Origin of the sequence: Nocardioides coralli, from assembly GCF_019880385.1 — a bacterium.
Lineage (GTDB): Bacteria > Actinomycetota > Actinomycetes > Propionibacteriales > Nocardioidaceae > Nocardioides > Nocardioides coralli.
The window spans coordinates 3,063,038-3,078,432 of sequence record NZ_CP082273.1 but is presented as its reverse complement, the minus strand read 5'-3'; the positions used below and the strand labels follow the sequence as shown (position 1 = coordinate 3,078,432).

Below are 15,395 nucleotides of genomic sequence, written 5' to 3'. Positions count from 1 at the left end.
GAGAGCATGAAGCGCGCGCTGATCACGGGCATCACCGGGCAGGACGGGTCCTATCTTGCTGAGCTGCTGCTGGGCAAGGGGTACGAGGTTCACGGCCTGATCCGCCGGGCGTCGACCTTCAACACCTCGCGGATCGACCACCTCTACGTCGACCCGCACGACCCGGAGGCCAAGCTCTTCCTGCACTACGGCGACCTCTCCGACGGCGCACGCCTGACCACGCTCCTCGCCGAGATCGATCCCGACGAGGTCTACAACCTCGCCGCCCAGTCGCACGTCCGGGTCAGCTTCGACGAACCCGAGCACACGGGCAACACCACGGGAATCGGTGCCATGCGGTTGCTCGAGGCGGTTCGTGTCGCCGGTGTGAAGTGTCGGTACTACCAGGCGTCGTCGTCGGAGATGTTCGGCGCCACGCCCCCGCCCCAGAACGAGCAGACGCCCTTCTACCCGCGATCGCCCTACGGTGCAGCGAAGGTCTACGCCTACTGGGTCACCAGGAACTACCGCGAGGGCTACGGGCTCTTCGCCGTCAACGGGATCCTGTTCAACCACGAGTCGCCCCGCCGCGGAGAGACGTTCGTGACGCGGAAGGTCACGCGGGCGGTGGCCCGGATCCAGGCGGGACTCGACGACTACGTCTACATGGGCAACCTCGACGCCGTCCGCGACTGGGGTTATGCCCCCGAGTACGTCGAAGGCATGTGGCGGATGCTGCAGGCGGATGAGCCGGAGGACTACGTGCTGGCCACGGGAGGCAGCTTCACCGTCCGGGACTTCGTGGTTGCCGCCTTCGAGCACGCCGGGCTCGACTGGGAGAAGCACGTGCGTTTCGACGAGCGCTACCTCCGGCCAACCGAGGTGGATGCCCTCGTTGGCGACGCGACCAAGGCGAAGGAGAAGCTCGACTGGGTGCCGCAGGTCGACACGGCCGAGCTGGCTCGGATCATGGTCGATGCGGACATCCAGGCACTCGATCACGAGGGCGAGTACTGGATCGACCAGGTTCGGCTGCCCGGCTGGCCCGGGGCCGATCAGTGACGCTCGACTACACCCCAGCCCCGCTCGATCGGGACGCCGTCTTCTACGTCGCCGGCCACCGGGGTCTTGTCGGGTCGGCGATCTGGCGCAAGCTCGAGAGTGAAGGGTTCGGGCGCCTGGTGGGTGCGAGCTCGTCCCAGCTCGACCTGCGTGACCGCGGGGCAGTGGCCGCTTTCCTGAGCGAGCATCGGCCGCGCTACGTGGTGCTCGCCGCTGCCAAGGTCGGCGGGATCCTCGCCAACAGCACGTACCCGCACGAGTTCCTCAGCGACAACCTGCAGATCCAGCTCAACGTCATGGACGCCGCGCTCGAGCAGCGGGTCGAGCGTCTGCTGTTCCTGGGATCCTCGTGCATCTACCCCAAGCATGCGCGCCAGCCGATCCGGGAGGACGCGCTGCTGACTGGCCACCTCGAGCCGACCAACGACGCCTATGCGATCGCCAAGATCGCCGGCATCCTCCAGGTGCAGGCAACGCGTCGTCAGCACCAGCTGCCATGGATCTCTGCCATGCCGACGAACCTCTACGGTCCAGGGGACAACTTCTCTCCGACGGGGTCGCACGTCTTGCCCGCGCTGATCCGCCGGTACGACGAGGCGAAGCGAGCAGGGGCGCCGCAGGTGACCAACTGGGGCACCGGCCGGCCCCGCCGCGAGTTCCTGCATGTCGACGACATGGCCGACGCCTGCCTCCACCTCCTCGAGAACTACGACGGCCCTGAACAGGTCAACGTGGGGACGGGCAGGGACGCGACCATCGCAGAGATCGCAGGGCTCGTCAGCGATGTCGTCGGCTTCGACGGCGAGACGTCGTGGGACACCTCCAAGCCCGACGGGACTCCGCAGAAGCTGCTGGACGTCACCAAGCTCGCCACGGCGGGCTGGACGGCACGCATCGGCCTCCGCGACGGTCTCGAGTCAACCGTGGAGTGGTACCGGCGGCACGTCCAGACCGTCCGAGAGGTCGGCTGACGTCTGCGTCGCGGGCGCTGTCACCCCATGGCAAGTCCGCCGGGACACCGGCCGATGGCGACGCGGCCCTGCGCCGCGTCGACCTGCGCGTCCACCGACTGCACGTACGCGGCCTCGCCGGCCGCCAGCGTGCTGGCCTCCCCTGCTTCCACGACATCGACCGAGCCGCTGAGGGCCAGCACCAGCGACGGTCCGGCACCGATCCGCACGTCTCGACGCCGAGCTGCCACGAGCAGCTCGAACTCGTCGACCGGTGGCCGGAACAGCTCCAACCCGAACCGGACCGGCTCCGCCGGTGCCCACCGAGGTGGCGGTGTCGGGTCGAAGTCGGCGATGCGAAGCAGCTCGGGGATGTCGACGTACTTCGGCGTGAGACCCGCCCGGACGACGTTGTCGGACGACGCCATGATCTCGACACCGAACCCCGACGTGTACGCGTGGATGTTGCCGGCGGGCAGAAACATCGCCTCTCCTGCTGCGAGCACGACGTGGTTCAGCAACAGGGTCACGATCACCCCCGGGTCTGCCGGGTATCGAGCTGCCAGGGACGGGGCCATCTCGCACACCCGCAGCGCCTCCCGTTGCACGCTCTCGGCCGACACGTACGCAGGACGTCGCCGGCCTGGTGGGCGGTGAAGTCTGCGGCGGGCCTCCTCGGCAGCGGTCGCGAGCTGCCTCAGCGTGCGCTCCACCTCCTCGGGCTGCCAGCCAAGGATCTCGCCGACCACGGAGCGCAGGGCGCTGCTCGGGTCTCGCGCGCCCTCCAGACGGTCGGCGATGGTGTCCAACCAGTCGAGGCGCAGCTCGCGGAGGATCAGGGCCGTCCGATTGGCGTCGCGGAACCCGGCCATGCCCTCGAAGCGCGTCAGGGCGTAGATCAGCTCAGGCTTGTGCGACGCGTCGCGGTAGCACCGTTCCGGGGCATCGAGGCCGATGCCGGCGGCGTCCTCCGCCGCGAAGCCGCGCGCGGCCTGCTCGCTGGTCGGATGGACCTGCAGCGACAGCGGCTCGCCGGCTGCCAGCAGCTTCATGAGGAACGGCAGCCGGCCGAACGACGAGGCGACTGGTTCGCCCAGCATGCTCCCGGGATCGGCGGCGATCACCTCGTCGAGGCGCGTGCCGTCGTCCAGCAGGGAGGGGTCGCTGGGATGGGACCCCATCCACAGCTCGGCCCACGGCCGTCCGTCGGGCTGCTCGCCGAGGGCACGGGGTATGTGGAAGCCGGAACCCCATGCGTAGTGACGCACGGGGTTCCGGAGGCGGTACATGGGTCTGCCCGAACGCAGGACCTCAGCTGCCGGTGTTGATCATGCCGGCGCCGACGGTCACGCCGGTCGCCTCGTCGATGAGGATGAACGAGCCGGTCGTCCGGTTCTTGGAGTAGGGGTCGCACAGCAGCGGCACGGTCGTGCGCAGCTGGACCCGACCGATCTCGTTGAGCTCGAGCTCGGTCGCGTCCTGGTCGCGGTGGAGGGTGTTGACGTCCAGGCGGTACTGGATGTCCTTCACCATCGTCCGGCCGGTGCGGGTGGTGTGCTTGATGGCCAGCTTCTGCCGCGGCCGCAGCGGGGTGTTGGTCATCCAGCAGACCATCGCGTCGATGTCCTGCGCCGGCTTCGGAGCGTTCTTGATCCTCGCGATCATGTCGCCGCGCGAGACGTCGACGTCGTCCTCGAGGTGGACGGTGACGCTCATCGGCGGGAACGCCTCGTCGATCTCCTCGTCGAAACGGTCGATCTTCGAGATCTTCGACGTCATCCCCGACGGCAGGACGACGACCTCGTCGCCCGGCTTCAGGACGCCGCCGGCGACCTGGCCGGCATAGCCGCGGTAGTCGTGGTAGTCGTCGGACTTCGGCCGCACGACGTACTGCACCGGGAACCGGACGTCGACGAGGTCACGGTCGGAGGCCACGTGGACGTGCTCGAGGTGGTGGAGAAGCGTCGAGCCGGAGTACCACGGCATGTGCTCGCTGCGTTCGACCACGTTGTCACCCTTGAGGGCCGAGATCGGGATGACCTCGAGGTCGGGGATGTTGAGCTTGGTCGCGAACTGCTTGAACTCGGCGTGGATCTTCTCGTAGATCTCCTGCGAGTAGTCCACCAGGTCCATCTTGTTGATCGCCAGCACCAGGTGGGGCACCCGCAGCAGCGACAGCAGCACCGCGTGGCGACGGCTCTGCTCGGTCAGGCCCTGCCGCGCGTCGACCAGCACCAGCCCGAGGTCGGCGGTCGAGGCGCCGGTGACCATGTTGCGGGTGTACTGGATGTGGCCGGGGGTGTCGGCGATGATGAACTTGCGGTTGGGCGTCGCGAAGTAGCGGTAGGCCACGTCGATGGTGATGCCCTGCTCGCGCTCCGAACGCAGGCCGTCGGTCAGCAGCGCCAGGTCGGTGTAGTCGTAGCCCTTGGCCTGCGAGGACGACTCCACGGCCTCGAGCTGGTCCTCGAAGATCGACTTCGAGTCGAGCAGCAGCCGCCCGATCAGGGTCGACTTGCCGTCGTCGACAGAGCCGGCGGTCGCGAACCGCAGCAAGTCCATGTTCTGGGTGACGTTCTCCACGGCCTGCTCGCCGGTGGTCATCTCGGTGTCGCTCTGGGCCATCAGAAGTAGCCCTCCTTCTTGCGGTCCTCCATGGCGGCCTCGGAGAACTTGTCGTCTCCGCGGGTGGCGCCGCGCTCGGTGACGCGGGCGACGGCGATCTCCTCAATGATCTCCTCCACCGTGCTGGCCGTGGACTCCACGCAGCCGGTCAGGGTGATGTCGCCGCAGGTGCGGAAGCGGACGGTGCGCTCCTCGGCGACCTCGCCGTCCTTGCACGGGTTGAGCGGGGTCTCGGTCATCAGCATCCCGCCGCGCTCGAAGACCCGTCGCTGGTGGGCGAAGTAGATGCTGGGGATCTCGATGCCCTCGCGGGCGATGTAGGACCATACGTCGAGCTCGGTCCAGTTCGAGATCGGGAAGATCCGCATGTGCTCGCCCTCGTGGAGCCGGCCGTTGTAGAGGCTCCACAGCTCGGGGCGCTGGTTCTTGGGGTCCCACTGGCCGAACTCGTCGCGGTGGGAGTAGACGCGCTCCTTGGCCCGGGCCTTCTCCTCGTCGCGGCGACCGCCACCGAAGGCGGCGGTGAAACCGTTCTCCTCGATCGCGTTGAGCAGGGTGCCGATCTGAAGGCGGTTGCGGGAGGTCTTGCCGTCGTCGACGACGATGCCCTTCTCGATGGCCTCGTCGATGCTCGCGACCACCAGGTTGACGCCGAGGCGGCTCACCCAGCGGTCGCGGGTCTCCAGCACCTCGGGGAAGTCGAGGCCGGTGTCGACCTGCAGCACCGGGAACGGGATCTTGGCCGGGAAGAAGGCCTTCTCCGCGAGCCGGAGCATCACGATGGAGTCCTTGCCGCCCGAGAACATCAGGACGGGCTTCTCGAACTCGGCGGCGACCTCACGGAAGATGTGGATCGACTCCGCCTCCAGCTGGTCGAGCTGGCTCAGCTGGTAGTCGACATGCGTCGGGGGTGCACTCATCAGCTTGGGGTACCTCTCCTCGTGCTGGGCGGAGCCATGCTAGCCGGGGTCTCCGGCGGGGGCTCAAATCCCGGTCTCAACCGGCAGCCCGCACCCACCTCCCCGCCGTGCCCCGGAAGTGACTGCATCCGGGGACAGCCTGTGCTTGAGTAAGCCCACCATTCGCAAAATCGTGGGAGATCTCATGCGAAAGTTGACGAGCTACGTTGCCATGAGCGTGCTGGTGGCCAGCGGGCTGGTAGGGGTGTCGGCTTCTCAGTCGGCCGCCGAACCGCCCCGGGGCGGGGCCACCGAACCGCCGCCGTACCCGGGTTCGGTGAGCACGACCTGCACCGGCCAGGCCATCAACAGCCCCCGGGTCGGGGCCCCGGCCAAGGTCAAGCTCCGTGTCGACCCCGGCGAGCCCCAGGGATGGGCGACCTTCACGTACGAGCGCGCGCGCAACGGCCTGATCGTGGCGGAGCACCGGCGCCGTTACAACGGGCCCGGCTGGAACAAGTACTCGTTCCGCAAGAAGCTGCCCCGGGGCAACTACATCGTGCGGGTGTGGTTCAACTCCACCCCCAGAGACTCCGTCTACACGAACTGCCGCGACACGTTCGAGCAGCGCGTTCGCCCGCGCGGCCGTCGCTGAGCGGTCAGACCCTGGCGCTGACGCCTCGGCCGTGGTGACGGCTGGGGCGTCGGCACGCCTGGAATGAGCGCGAACGTGCTCACCCCCCGACGCCTCCTGGTCCTGACTGCGCTGCTTGCCGTCCTGGCCGCCGGGACCCACACCGGCTGGCTGGTGCTCCAGGTCCGCTCCGATCTGCTCGATGCGCGCTCGGCCGCCGAGCGACTCCGGCAGACCGCGGATGAAGGCCAGCAAGCGCAGCGTGACGCTGCGGACGACCTCCGCGCGGCAGCGGCAGACGCAGCCGAGCACACGGACGGTCTCTGGTGGTCCGTGATGACGCGGGTTCCCGTGGTGGGAGACGATGCCGCCGCGGTCCGCGCGCTGAGTGGTTCGCTCGACACGCTCACCGGTCGCGGGCTCGACCCGCTCGCCACGGTCCTCGACCTGCTCCCCCGCCTGAGCCACGACGGTCGGGTCGCCATCGGCGTCGCCCGGCAGCTGCAGGCCCCCGTCGCGCAGGCTCATGGTGCGGTCGCGTTGGCACGGGACGAGGTGGCCGGTATCGAGGCGAGCGACCTCTCCGGCGCCGTCCGCGAGCAGTTCGAGGAGTACGTCGAGATGGTCACCGACGCCGATGCGGCCCTCGCGTCTGGCCTCACGGCAACGAGAGCGCTGCCGACCATGCTGGGCGGCGACGAGCCGAGGCGTTATCTGTTGATCTTCCAGAACAACGCCGAGATCAGGGCGACCGGTGGTCTACCCGGGTCGTGGGCCACCGTCGAAGCTGACCGGGGCCGGCTTCGGATGGCGCGCCAGGGCGCCGGAGGCGGGTTCGCCGTGCTCCCCGAGCCCGTGGGTCTGTCGAAGGCGGAGCGAGGCATCTACGGCGACGTCCACGGCACCTACTTCGTCAACGCCAACTTCACGCCGGACTTCCCTCGCGCCGCCGAGCTCTGGCGCGAGCGATTCGCCCTGGACTACCCGGAGGAGCCCCTGGACGGGGTTGTCGCCCTCGACCCGGTTGCCCTCTCCTACCTCCTCGGGGGTGCCGGACCAGTCGAGACGCGCGGCACGACACTCACGCCCGACAACATCGTCGATGAGCTGCTCCACCGCCCCTATCTGGAGCTGACACCGGGGGAGCAGGACCGGCTCTTCGCCGACACCGCCCGGGCGGTCTTCGACGCCGTCACCGGCGACCCGGAGTCGCCCGTCGATCTCGTTCAGGGTCTGTCTCGCGCGTCAGCCGAGGGCCGACTCCTGGTGGCGCCGTTCGAGAACGCCGAGGCCGAGCTCCTCGCGGGTTCCGACGTTCTCGGGGCGCTTCCCGGTGACGACGGGGAGACCCCCCATGTCCATGTCGCGCTCAACGACGCAACCGGCTCGAAGATGTCCTACTTCTTGCGCTACTACGGCGACGTCAGTGCGGGCGGTTGTCAGGATGGGCGCCAATCTCTCCAGGGCTCGGTGACGCTCCGCCAGTCCATCTCGCCGCGGGACGCGCGGGTGCTGCCGGACTACGTGACCGGGGGCGGCAGGTATGGCACCACGCCGGGGTCGCAGCTCGTGCTCATGCGGATCTACGCCCCCCATGGGGGGTCGATCGGGGAGATCCGGCTCAACGGTGAGCGCGTCGACAAGTTCACCAAGATCGTCGAGCTCGACGGTCGCCCCGTCGCGACCGTGGTGGCGGCACTCTCGTCCACCGACGACGTGGTGGTCCGGTGGGACATGGAGACCGGCCCCGGCCAGACAGCGGACGGCGTGCTCGAGATGACCCCCAGCGTGGTCCCGGGCCGCAACCGGTGGGGCTTCAGCAGCGCCTGCTGATCAGATCTTCTTCATCCCGACGATGCCGGGCCGATAGCTCGGATCCTCGAGCTCGGCGACCGTGGGGGAGCCGAACATGGGCATGCCCTGGGTCCGGCGGATGACGCCCCAGACCAGGGGCACCAGGAACACCATCACGAGACCAACCACGGCGATCAGCAGCGGCGAGGTCTCGTCCTCGCCGGCGCCGAGCGGGGCCCAGCCGGCCTTGTCGAGCAGGGCCACGCCAGACATGGTCAGCACCACGACGATGCCGCGGCGGATGAACGACTGCTTGACCCGAGGCGCCAGCCGGGCGCCGAGGATGGTGCCGGGCACGGAGCCGATGAGCAGCGGGATCAGCACGCCCCAGTCGAGGCCGTGGAGGGCGATGTTGGACAGCGCGGCCGCGAGCACCAGCGGTACCGCCTGCACGAGGTCGGTGCCGACCAGCTTCGCGGCGGAGAGGCCGGGGTAGAGCATCAGCAGGCAGATCATGATGACCGAGCCGGAGCCGACGCTGGTGATGCCGACCAGGAGGCCACCGACGGCGCCGACGAGCAGGGTGGGGACAATCCGGATCTTGGGGTTGTCGTTCTCCTCGTGCTTGCCGGCCCGGACGCGTCGCAGGTTGATCCACAGCCGCAGCGCGTAGGTGAGTGCGGCGAGCAGCAGCGCGAAACCGATGCAGAGCTTGAGGACCCGGTTGAGCTCGTCGGTGTCCTCGGTCATCCACGACACGAGATAGGGCCCGAGAAGGGCGGTGGGGACGGACCCGATGATCAGCCACTTGGCGAGCGTGAGGTTGGGCGTCCCTTCCCGCTGGTGCACCACGGCGCCACCGGTCTTGTAGACCGCGGCGGCGGTGAGGTCGGCCGTGACCACGGTGGCGGCGTCGCCGACGCCGAGGAAGATCAGGGCCGGGGTCATCAGGGCGCCACCGCCCATGCCGGTCAGACCGACGACGATCCCGACCAGGAAGCCGGCCGCGAGGATCGCGAAGAAAGCGGTGGTGAGCAGGTCCATCATGCGCTGATCCTCCCGGATCGGGTGAGGGCGGGGATGACGACGCGCACCAGCGCCTCGATCTGGTCCGAGGCCGTCGCGGCTGCTTCGGTCCCGCGGCCGTAGGGGTCGACCACGTCGAGGTCGGGGTCGGCCGGGGGTCGGCGGGTCCCGACGGTCTCGAGAAGGGCGTGTCCGGTGGCGTCGCCGGAGTCCTCGACCGCCGCTGCGAACTGGCCGAGGGTGAACACCTTGCGGAACGCGCCCGGTTGGTCGGCCAGGATGATCGTGCGGTGGGCTCCCTCGGCCGTCAGCACCAGGTCGGCGGCGTCGACCAGCTCGCGGGTGAGGGACCGGCTGCGGAACCCGCGGCTGGTCAAGCCGCGAGCAGTCAGCTGCGCCGCCATCACCGGATCCATCTCGTGGTCGTCGAAACCGTGGGTGCCGGCACTGCTCACCGTGACGCTCTCGTCGGCGAGCGAGTCGGCCAGCAGCTCCATGAAGGGGGAGCGGCAGATGTTGGCGGTGCACACGAAGAGCACCCTGAGGGGCTCGGTCACGGCGGCGCGTCCTGCAGGTCGAGGTAGCCGTGCTCACGGAGCGCGTGGGTGACGTCGTCAAGGGCGTCCTCGATGGAGCGGCCGGTGGTGTCGACCCGCACGACGGCGTCGTCCGGCTCCTCGTAGGGGGAGGAGATGCCGGTGAACTCCGGGATCTCGCCGCGCCGCGCCTTGGCATAGAGGCCCTTGCGGTCGCGTCGCTCGCACTCCTCGAGCGGCGTGGCCACGTGGACCAGGAAGAAGGCACCGCCCGCGGCGTCGACCATCTCGCGCACCTGCTCCCGGGTCTCGGCGAAGGGGGCGATCGGGCTGCAGACGGCGATCCCGCCGTGGCGGGAGATCTCGGCTGCGACCCAGCCGATGCGGCGGATGTTGGTCTCCCGGTCCGCCTTGGAGAAGGTGAGACCGGCCGAGAGGTGGCGACGGACGACGTCACCGTCGAGGCTGGTGACCGGTCGGTCGGTCTGCTCGAGGATCCGGTCCATCAGCGCGCGGGCCAGCGTCGACTTGCCGCTCCCGGAGAGGCCGGTGAAGAACAGCACCAGGCCCTGCTCGTCGGGGGGCGGCTGGTCGGCCGCGACGATGGCGGCGATGTCGTCGGGGTAGAGGTCGGTGAGGGTGGTCTCGACAGGCTCGACCGGCGTGGAGTGGGTGGGCGTAGGGCCTTCCGTGGTCTCGACAGGCTCGACCGACGTGGGGTCGGGCTCGGCAAGGGCGTGGACGGGGTCCGGGCCGGCGTAGGCGGTGACCACCCGGACGCCGAGGTCGTGGTCGACCTCGGGGTCGCCGTGGCTCGCGAGCGGGATGGCGACCACCGCGCCGCCCAGGCGGTCGGCCGCGAGCAGGGTCGCGCGGACGGTGGCGGTCGGCGAAAGGTCGGGCGTGCCGGTGCCGATCAGGGCCAGCAGCACCAGCTTGCGGTCGAGCCGGGCGAGCTCGTCGAGCTGGGCGCGGGTCAGCGCTCCGGTCACGGGCACGAAGGTCCGCCCGGCGTACTGCTCCCTGACCTGGTCGGGGGAGAGATAGAGCCGTCGGAACGGGCCGTGCTCGTGGTGGCTGAGGACCTCCAGCTCGCCCGTCGCCTTGCTTACCCGTGCCAGCGGAAGGCCCTCCGGGTCCACCAGCTCGACGGTTTCGGCCTCCCCGAGTTCGGCGGGCAGTGTGAGCGTGACGGGGCTGCCCGGCTCGTTGAAGGCTGCGGTCGGCGCGAGCGCACCCGAGGCCAGGAGCTCGAGGTCGTCGAGCTCCCGCGGGCTGGGGCAGTGCTGGGGCACGGACGGCGGTGGCACGGATGCATCCTGCCACCCAGACCGCTCAGGACCACTGGCTAGGGTGCAGGCTGTGTCATCCCACGAGATGTCGGCCGAGCGCCCCTGGGGACGCTGGAGCGTGCTGGACGAGGGCCCGGGCTACAAGGTCAAGCGGATCGAGGTCAGCCCCGGCCACCGGCTGTCCTACCAGACGCATGAGCACCGCTCGGAGCACTGGCTCGTCGTGGCCGGCACCGCCACCTGCATCATCGACGGTGAGACCGTCGTCGCGCGGCTGGGTGAGCACGTCGACGTACCGGTCGGGGCCGCGCACCGGATCTGCAACAACGGTGACGAGCAGCTGGTGATCATCGAGATCCAGCGGGGCCACTACACCGGGGAGGACGACATCGTGCGACTCGAGGACGACTACAGCCGGTGCGGGACCTCATGAGCGCGCCGGTGACCGTCGCCGAGATCGTCCGGTCGGGCTTCGTGGAGGGACACCACTACGGCTCGCTGCTCGCGTTGCGTGCGGACGGCTCGACGGACTGGTCGGTCGGCGACGTCGTGTCGCCGGTGCTGCCACGGTCGTGCAACAAGCCGATCCAGGCGCTGGCGATGGTGCGGCTGGGCCTCGACCTAGAGCGGGAGCTGCTGGCCCTCGCCTGCGCCTCCCACTCGGGCGAGGAGATCCACGTCGACGGGGCGCGGCGGATCCTCAAGGGTGCGGGGCTCGATGAGTCGGCGCTGCAGACGCCCCCGGACTATCCGCTGGACGACGAGGCGCGCGAGGCGGTCATGCGTGGTGGCGGGGGGAAGGCGCAAGTCCTCATGAACTGCTCCGGGAAGCACGCCGCCATGCTCGCGACCTGTGTCGTCAACGGCTGGGACACCGCGACCTACCGCGACCCCGAGCACCCGCTGCAGGTGGCGATCCGGGAGACGTTCTCGGAGATGACCGGTGAGCCGGTGACGGCCGTTGCCGTCGACGGGTGCGGGGCGCCGCTGCTGTCGACCTCGCTCACCGGTCTGGCGCGATCGTTCCGGCGGCTCGCGCTGGGGCTGGACGGGAACGACCAGGACGACGAGCGGTCGCGGCGGGTGGCTGACGCGATCCGGGCCCACCCGGAGTACGTCTCCGGGACGCGGCGCGACGAGCGCGAGCTCCTGACCGCGATCCCCGGCGCGATCGGGAAGGCCGGGGCCGAGTCGTGCTACGCGGTGGCGCTGCCCGATGGGCGGGCGTTCGCGCTCAAGACCGACGACGGAGCGGTGCGGGTGCGGCCGGTGCTGATGGCGGCGGCCTTGGAGCGGTCGGGAGTGCTGGACGAGCCCGGTGTCGACGCGGAGGCCGTGCGGCGTACCGGTCGGTTCGAGGTGCTCGGGGGCGGGAAGCCGGTGGGGGAGATCCGCGCCTGCTTCTGAGGTCTCGACAGGCTCGACCTCCGTGGGGACGGTCGGAGGTTGAGGTGCGAGCGCCAGCGAGCCACGAAACCCCCTGCGTGGTGGGTTGGCGTGGTGGGTCCGGGCCTGGCCTGCAGCGTGGTCTCGACAGGCTCGACCTCCGTGTTGGGCTCTGTGAAGGGCATCACGCTAGCTGTGTTTGCATTTTGCTAGCAGCGGCTAGCACGATGGAGGCATGGCCAAGGGAAAGGTCGGGAAGACCGTCGGGTCTCTCGGTGACTACCTCCGGGAGCAGCGCCTCCAGGCGCGGCTCTCGCTGCGGCAGCTCGCCGAGCAGGCTGGCGTGTCCAACCCCTACCTGAGCCAGATCGAGCGGGGACTCCGCAAGCCGTCCGCCGAGGTCCTGGCGCAGATCGCCAAGGCGCTCCGGATCTCCGCAGAGAACCTCTACCTCCGGGCCGGGATCGTGAGTCCTGAAGAGACCCCGCCCCCCGGGGATCGGGCGGTGGAGCTGGCCATCCTCAGCGACGGCAAGCTCACCGAACGACAGAAACAGTCCCTGCTCGATGTCTATGCGTCCTTTCTGGCGCTGAACACCGCAACCACCAACCCAGAGGAGTGAACTGGTCCATGGCCACGTTCGACATCAAGACCGCTTCCAAGCCGTTCTACGCCGGCGTGGGTGTGACCGACCTCGCCGTCGAGCTCGTCCGCGACTACGTCACCGAGGCCCAGAAGCGCTTCGCCGACGTCCAGAAGAACGTCTCCAAGATCGAGCTCGAGCCCAGGGCGCTGCGCGACCAGGCCACCACCGTGGTCAACTCCCGCGTCGACGCGATCTCCAAGGACGCCAAGGCCCGGCGCGCCGCCATCGAGAAGCGGATCACCGAGCTCCAGGGCGAGGCCCTCGAGCTGCCCGCCAAGGTCGGCGACGTCTACGGCGACCTGGTCGTCCGGGGTGAGGGCCTGGTGACCCGGGTCCGCAAGCAGGAGTCGACCAAGCGGACCGCGTCCAACGCCAAGACCACCACCACCAAGGCGAAGACCACCGGCACGCAGGCCAAGAAGGCCTCGAAGTCGACGGCCAAGAGCGCCAAGTCGACCGCCAAGAAGACGACCTCCACCGCCAAGAAGTCGAGCTCGCCGGCGCAGAGCAGCGCCAAGGCGACCGCGACCGCGGCCAAGAAGACCGCCGAGTCCGCTGCCGAGGCGGCGACCGACGCGGCCGCGAAGGTCGGCGACTGAAGGAGTGACGACGAGCAGCTGATGCTGTTCTGACGTGTGAGACCCCCGGACCTGTTGGTCCGGGGGTCTCTGCGTGCGCTTGGGGGCTCCGGGCCGTTGCTCGCTGGCGCTGCTCGCACCTCAACGACCGCAGCAGCGGGAGGTCAGGTGCGGCGGCTCGCCGACGGTCTCAGGCGTCCCGGCGGGAACGTCGCCCCTTGGCCCTGCGACTGGTCGGCTTGGAGGGCTCCGGACCGTACGTGTAGTTGCCGTAGCCGTAGCCGTAGCCCGAGCGAGCCTTCTTGGCCGGTATCAGGTTCATGACGATGCCGGCGGTCTTGGCGTCGACCGCCTCCACCCGGTCGAGGGCATGGTCGAGCTGGTCGCGCGTGGTCTTCCCGTGGCGCACCACGACGATCGCGCCGTCGGCCTGGGCCGACAGCAGCGCTGAGTCCGTCACCGGCAGCAGCGGCGGGGCATCCAGGATCACGACGTCGAAGCGGTCGCGAAGGTCGCCGAGCAGCTTCTCCATCGCCACCGACTGCAGCAGCTCCGACGGGTTGGGTGGGATGGGACCCGAGGTGAGCACGCTGAGGCCGGTGCTCCGGTACGGCTGCAGCGCGTCGTCGATGGAGACCTGGCCGATCAGCACGCTGGTGGTGCCGACGGCGTCGTCGAGCTTGAGGCGCTTGGCGACCATCGGGCGGCGCAGGTCGCACTCGACGAGCACTACCCGCTGCTTGGCGAGGGCGAGCGTGACGGCGAGGTTGACCGCCGTCGTCGACTTCCCCTCCCCGGGCAGGGCGCTGGTGACCACGAAAACCCGCTTGTTGTGGTCGACCTCGACGTACTGCATGTTGGTGCGGAGGACTCGGAACGCCTCGGACCAGGGGGTGGCCGCCTTCAGCACACTCGCCGGGTGCTCGGACACGGCCTTCGGATCCGTGTGCAGGTTGCCGAGGATCGGCGCCTCCGTGACCGTGCGCACGTCCTCTGGCGAGGAGACAGAGGTGTCCAGCAGCTCCCTGGAGACCGCCAGCCCCACACCGAGCATCAGCCCGAGGACGACGGCGAGCCCGAGATTGCGTACCGGCTGTGGGGACACCGGTGAGTCGGGGACCTGGGGGTAGCCGTACATCGACGCGTTGATCGGGGCCCGGTCCTTGCCCGCGGGGGTCTCGAGGTCGGCCACGATCTCGCGCATCCCGGTGGCGTAGGTCGCCGCCACGTCTCGTGCCACCTCGGCGTCCGGGTGGGTGAAGCTGATCTCGAGGATGACGGTCTCGGGAACCACCGTTGCCTCGACGTTCTCCTCCAGCATGGTCGGGTCGAGGTCGCCGCCGAGGGCGCTGGAGACCCGCTCGGCCGTGGAGGGCTCGTTCACCAGGTCGGCGTAGGACGCGACGCGTTGGGTGGCGAAGAGCCCGCCCTGATAGGCGGTCGCGGTGTCCTTCTCGCTGGTGGAGACGAAGACCTTGGCGGTGGACTGGTAGAGCGGGGTGGTCTGCCAGGTCACGAGGGACGCCGCGGCGACGGCCAGCACGAGACAGGCCACCACTGTCACCCACCGGCGGCGGATCGTGTTCCAGTAGTCCCTGAGCTCCACTGAGTCCCTCTTCGGTGGGGGGCGTCCGTCCACCGAACTGTAGACCCCGCGGGCGCGTCTGGCAGGAACCGTCGACGGTTAGGCTGGAACGGTGAACGTTTTCCAGATCGAGGGCACGATCATGCTGGTGGCCGCCCTCGCCCTCCTCGCCGTGAAGATCTTCGCCCTCGTCACGTCGCTGATGTTCACCCCGGAGCATTACCGGGCCGCTGACAAGCTCACCAAGCCCGCGTGGGTGGCCATCCTCGGCCTCGGCGTGGCCGCCAACCTGCTCTTCGTCGGCAACCCGATGAACCTCATCAACCTGGCGTTCACGATCGCCGCCCTGGTCTACCTCGCCGACGTACGTCCGGCGCTCAGCGGCCTGCGCCAGCGCTGAACC

16 protein-coding genes are annotated in these 15,395 nt (G+C 69.4%); 9 read left to right on the top strand and 7 right to left on the bottom strand.

What is annotated here, in order from left to right; all coding sequences use genetic code 11:
- Positions 1-6 precede the first annotated feature (6 nt).
- Positions 7-1,041, top strand: coding sequence for a GDP-mannose 4,6-dehydratase (gene gmd, locus K6T13_RS15195; protein WP_222895376.1), 1,035 nt, complete (start codon positions 7-9; stop codon positions 1,039-1,041).
- Complete coding sequence (locus K6T13_RS15190) at positions 1,038-2,012, top strand: GDP-L-fucose synthase family protein (RefSeq protein WP_222895375.1); 975 nt, start codon at positions 1,038-1,040, stop codon at positions 2,010-2,012. Before gmd ends, K6T13_RS15190 begins: the two co-directional genes overlap by 4 nt.
- A gap of 20 nt (positions 2,013-2,032) precedes the next feature.
- Here the strand turns inward: K6T13_RS15190 and manA are convergent, their stop codons facing one another.
- The 3 genes from manA to cysD are packed head-to-tail and all read right to left on the bottom strand — an operon-like array spanning position 2,033 to position 5,536.
- The gene (manA, locus tag K6T13_RS15185; RefSeq protein WP_222895374.1) at positions 2,033-3,280 is read right to left on the bottom strand and encodes a mannose-6-phosphate isomerase, class I; all 1,248 of its coding nucleotides are present in this window, start codon (positions 3,278-3,280) and stop codon (positions 2,033-2,035) included.
- A 22-nt stretch (positions 3,281-3,302) separates the two neighbouring features.
- Positions 3,303-4,595, bottom strand: a complete 1,293-nt coding sequence (gene cysN, locus K6T13_RS15180) for a sulfate adenylyltransferase subunit CysN (protein ID WP_222898322.1) — start codon at positions 4,593-4,595, stop codon at positions 3,303-3,305.
- A gap of 20 nt (positions 4,596-4,615) precedes the next feature.
- Positions 4,616-5,536, bottom strand: coding sequence for a sulfate adenylyltransferase subunit CysD (gene cysD / locus K6T13_RS15175; RefSeq protein ID WP_222895373.1), 921 nt, complete (start codon positions 5,534-5,536; stop codon positions 4,616-4,618).
- 316 nt (positions 5,537-5,852) lie between these two features.
- Here cysD and K6T13_RS15170 point away from each other — a divergent pair, with 316 nt between their 5' ends.
- Positions 5,853-6,170, top strand: a complete 318-nt coding sequence (locus K6T13_RS15170) for a hypothetical protein (RefSeq protein ID WP_222895372.1) — start codon at positions 5,853-5,855, stop codon at positions 6,168-6,170.
- Between the two features lie 75 nt (positions 6,171-6,245).
- On the top strand, positions 6,246-7,982 hold the full coding sequence (locus K6T13_RS15165; RefSeq protein ID WP_222895371.1) for a DUF4012 domain-containing protein: 1,737 nt from the start codon (positions 6,246-6,248) through the stop codon (positions 7,980-7,982).
- On the opposite strand, the gene K6T13_RS15160 is transcribed toward K6T13_RS15165, so the two are convergent.
- From K6T13_RS15160 to cysC, 3 genes are read right to left on the bottom strand one after another with little or no spacing between them, the layout of a single operon-like run.
- The gene (locus tag K6T13_RS15160) at positions 7,983-8,990 is read right to left on the bottom strand and encodes a sulfite exporter TauE/SafE family protein (RefSeq protein ID WP_222895370.1); all 1,008 of its coding nucleotides are present in this window, start codon (positions 8,988-8,990) and stop codon (positions 7,983-7,985) included. It abuts the gene before it with no gap.
- Positions 8,987-9,526 (bottom strand): arsenate-mycothiol transferase ArsC, encoded by a 540-nt coding sequence (locus K6T13_RS17505; RefSeq protein WP_249423813.1) that lies wholly within the window; start codon positions 9,524-9,526, stop codon positions 8,987-8,989. Before K6T13_RS17505 ends, K6T13_RS15160 begins: the two co-directional genes overlap by 4 nt.
- Positions 9,523-10,815 carry an adenylyl-sulfate kinase gene (gene cysC, locus K6T13_RS15155; protein ID WP_249423812.1) on the bottom strand — a complete coding sequence of 431 codons (1,293 nt, stop codon included), beginning with the start codon at positions 10,813-10,815 and terminating at the stop codon, positions 9,523-9,525. The genes K6T13_RS17505 and cysC overlap by 4 nt, the downstream gene beginning before the upstream one ends.
- Positions 10,816-10,867: 52 nt before the next feature.
- On the opposite strand from cysC, the gene K6T13_RS15150 reads away from it, so the two are divergent.
- The 4 genes from K6T13_RS15150 to K6T13_RS15135 all read left to right on the top strand — a co-directional run bounded on the left by K6T13_RS15150 (position 10,868) and on the right by K6T13_RS15135 (position 13,428).
- A complete protein-coding gene (locus tag K6T13_RS15150; protein WP_249423811.1) occupies positions 10,868-11,230 on the top strand; it encodes a phosphomannose isomerase type II C-terminal cupin domain in 363 nt (120 codons plus the stop codon).
- Positions 11,227-12,204 (top strand): asparaginase, encoded by a 978-nt coding sequence (locus K6T13_RS15145; protein ID WP_222895369.1) that lies wholly within the window; start codon positions 11,227-11,229, stop codon positions 12,202-12,204. The genes K6T13_RS15150 and K6T13_RS15145 overlap by 4 nt, the downstream gene beginning before the upstream one ends.
- A 214-nt stretch (positions 12,205-12,418) precedes the next feature.
- Positions 12,419-12,805, top strand: coding sequence for a helix-turn-helix domain-containing protein (locus K6T13_RS15140; protein WP_222895368.1), 387 nt, complete (start codon positions 12,419-12,421; stop codon positions 12,803-12,805).
- An 8-nt stretch (positions 12,806-12,813) separates the two neighbouring features.
- Positions 12,814-13,428: a hypothetical protein gene (locus K6T13_RS15135; protein WP_222895367.1), complete on the top strand. Its 615-nt coding sequence runs from the start codon at positions 12,814-12,816 to the stop codon at positions 13,426-13,428.
- A gap of 169 nt (positions 13,429-13,597) precedes the next feature.
- Here the strand turns inward: K6T13_RS15135 and K6T13_RS15130 are convergent, their stop codons facing one another.
- Positions 13,598-15,013: a tyrosine-protein kinase domain-containing protein gene (locus K6T13_RS15130; RefSeq protein WP_222895366.1), complete on the bottom strand. Its 1,416-nt coding sequence runs from the start codon at positions 15,011-15,013 to the stop codon at positions 13,598-13,600.
- A 91-nt stretch (positions 15,014-15,104) separates the two neighbouring features.
- Here K6T13_RS15130 and K6T13_RS15125 point away from each other — a divergent pair, with 91 nt between their 5' ends.
- Positions 15,105-15,392 carry a DUF2516 family protein gene (locus K6T13_RS15125; RefSeq protein WP_222895365.1) on the top strand — a complete coding sequence of 96 codons (288 nt, stop codon included), beginning with the start codon at positions 15,105-15,107 and terminating at the stop codon, positions 15,390-15,392.
- Positions 15,393-15,395 lie beyond the last annotated feature (3 nt).

Excerpts from the sequence above, each read along its gene's own strand:
- gmd (WP_222895376.1), top strand. The coding sequence starts at position 7 with ATGAAGCGCGCGCTGATCACGGGCATCACCGGGCAGGACGGGTCCTAT.
- manA (WP_222895374.1), bottom strand. The coding sequence starts at position 3,280 with ATGTACCGCCTCCGGAACCCCGTGCGTCACTACGCATGGGGTTCCGGC.
- cysN (WP_222898322.1), bottom strand. The coding sequence starts at position 4,595 with ATGACCACCGGCGAGCAGGCCGTGGAGAACGTCACCCAGAACATGGAC.
- cysD (WP_222895373.1), bottom strand. The coding sequence starts at position 5,536 with ATGAGTGCACCCCCGACGCATGTCGACTACCAGCTGAGCCAGCTCGAC.
- K6T13_RS15160 (WP_222895370.1), bottom strand. The coding sequence starts at position 8,990 with ATGATGGACCTGCTCACCACCGCTTTCTTCGCGATCCTCGCGGCCGGC.
- K6T13_RS15145 (WP_222895369.1), top strand. The coding sequence starts at position 11,227 with ATGAGCGCGCCGGTGACCGTCGCCGAGATCGTCCGGTCGGGCTTCGTG.
- K6T13_RS15140 (WP_222895368.1), top strand. The coding sequence starts at position 12,419 with ATGGCCAAGGGAAAGGTCGGGAAGACCGTCGGGTCTCTCGGTGACTAC.
- K6T13_RS15135 (WP_222895367.1), top strand. The coding sequence starts at position 12,814 with ATGGCCACGTTCGACATCAAGACCGCTTCCAAGCCGTTCTACGCCGGC.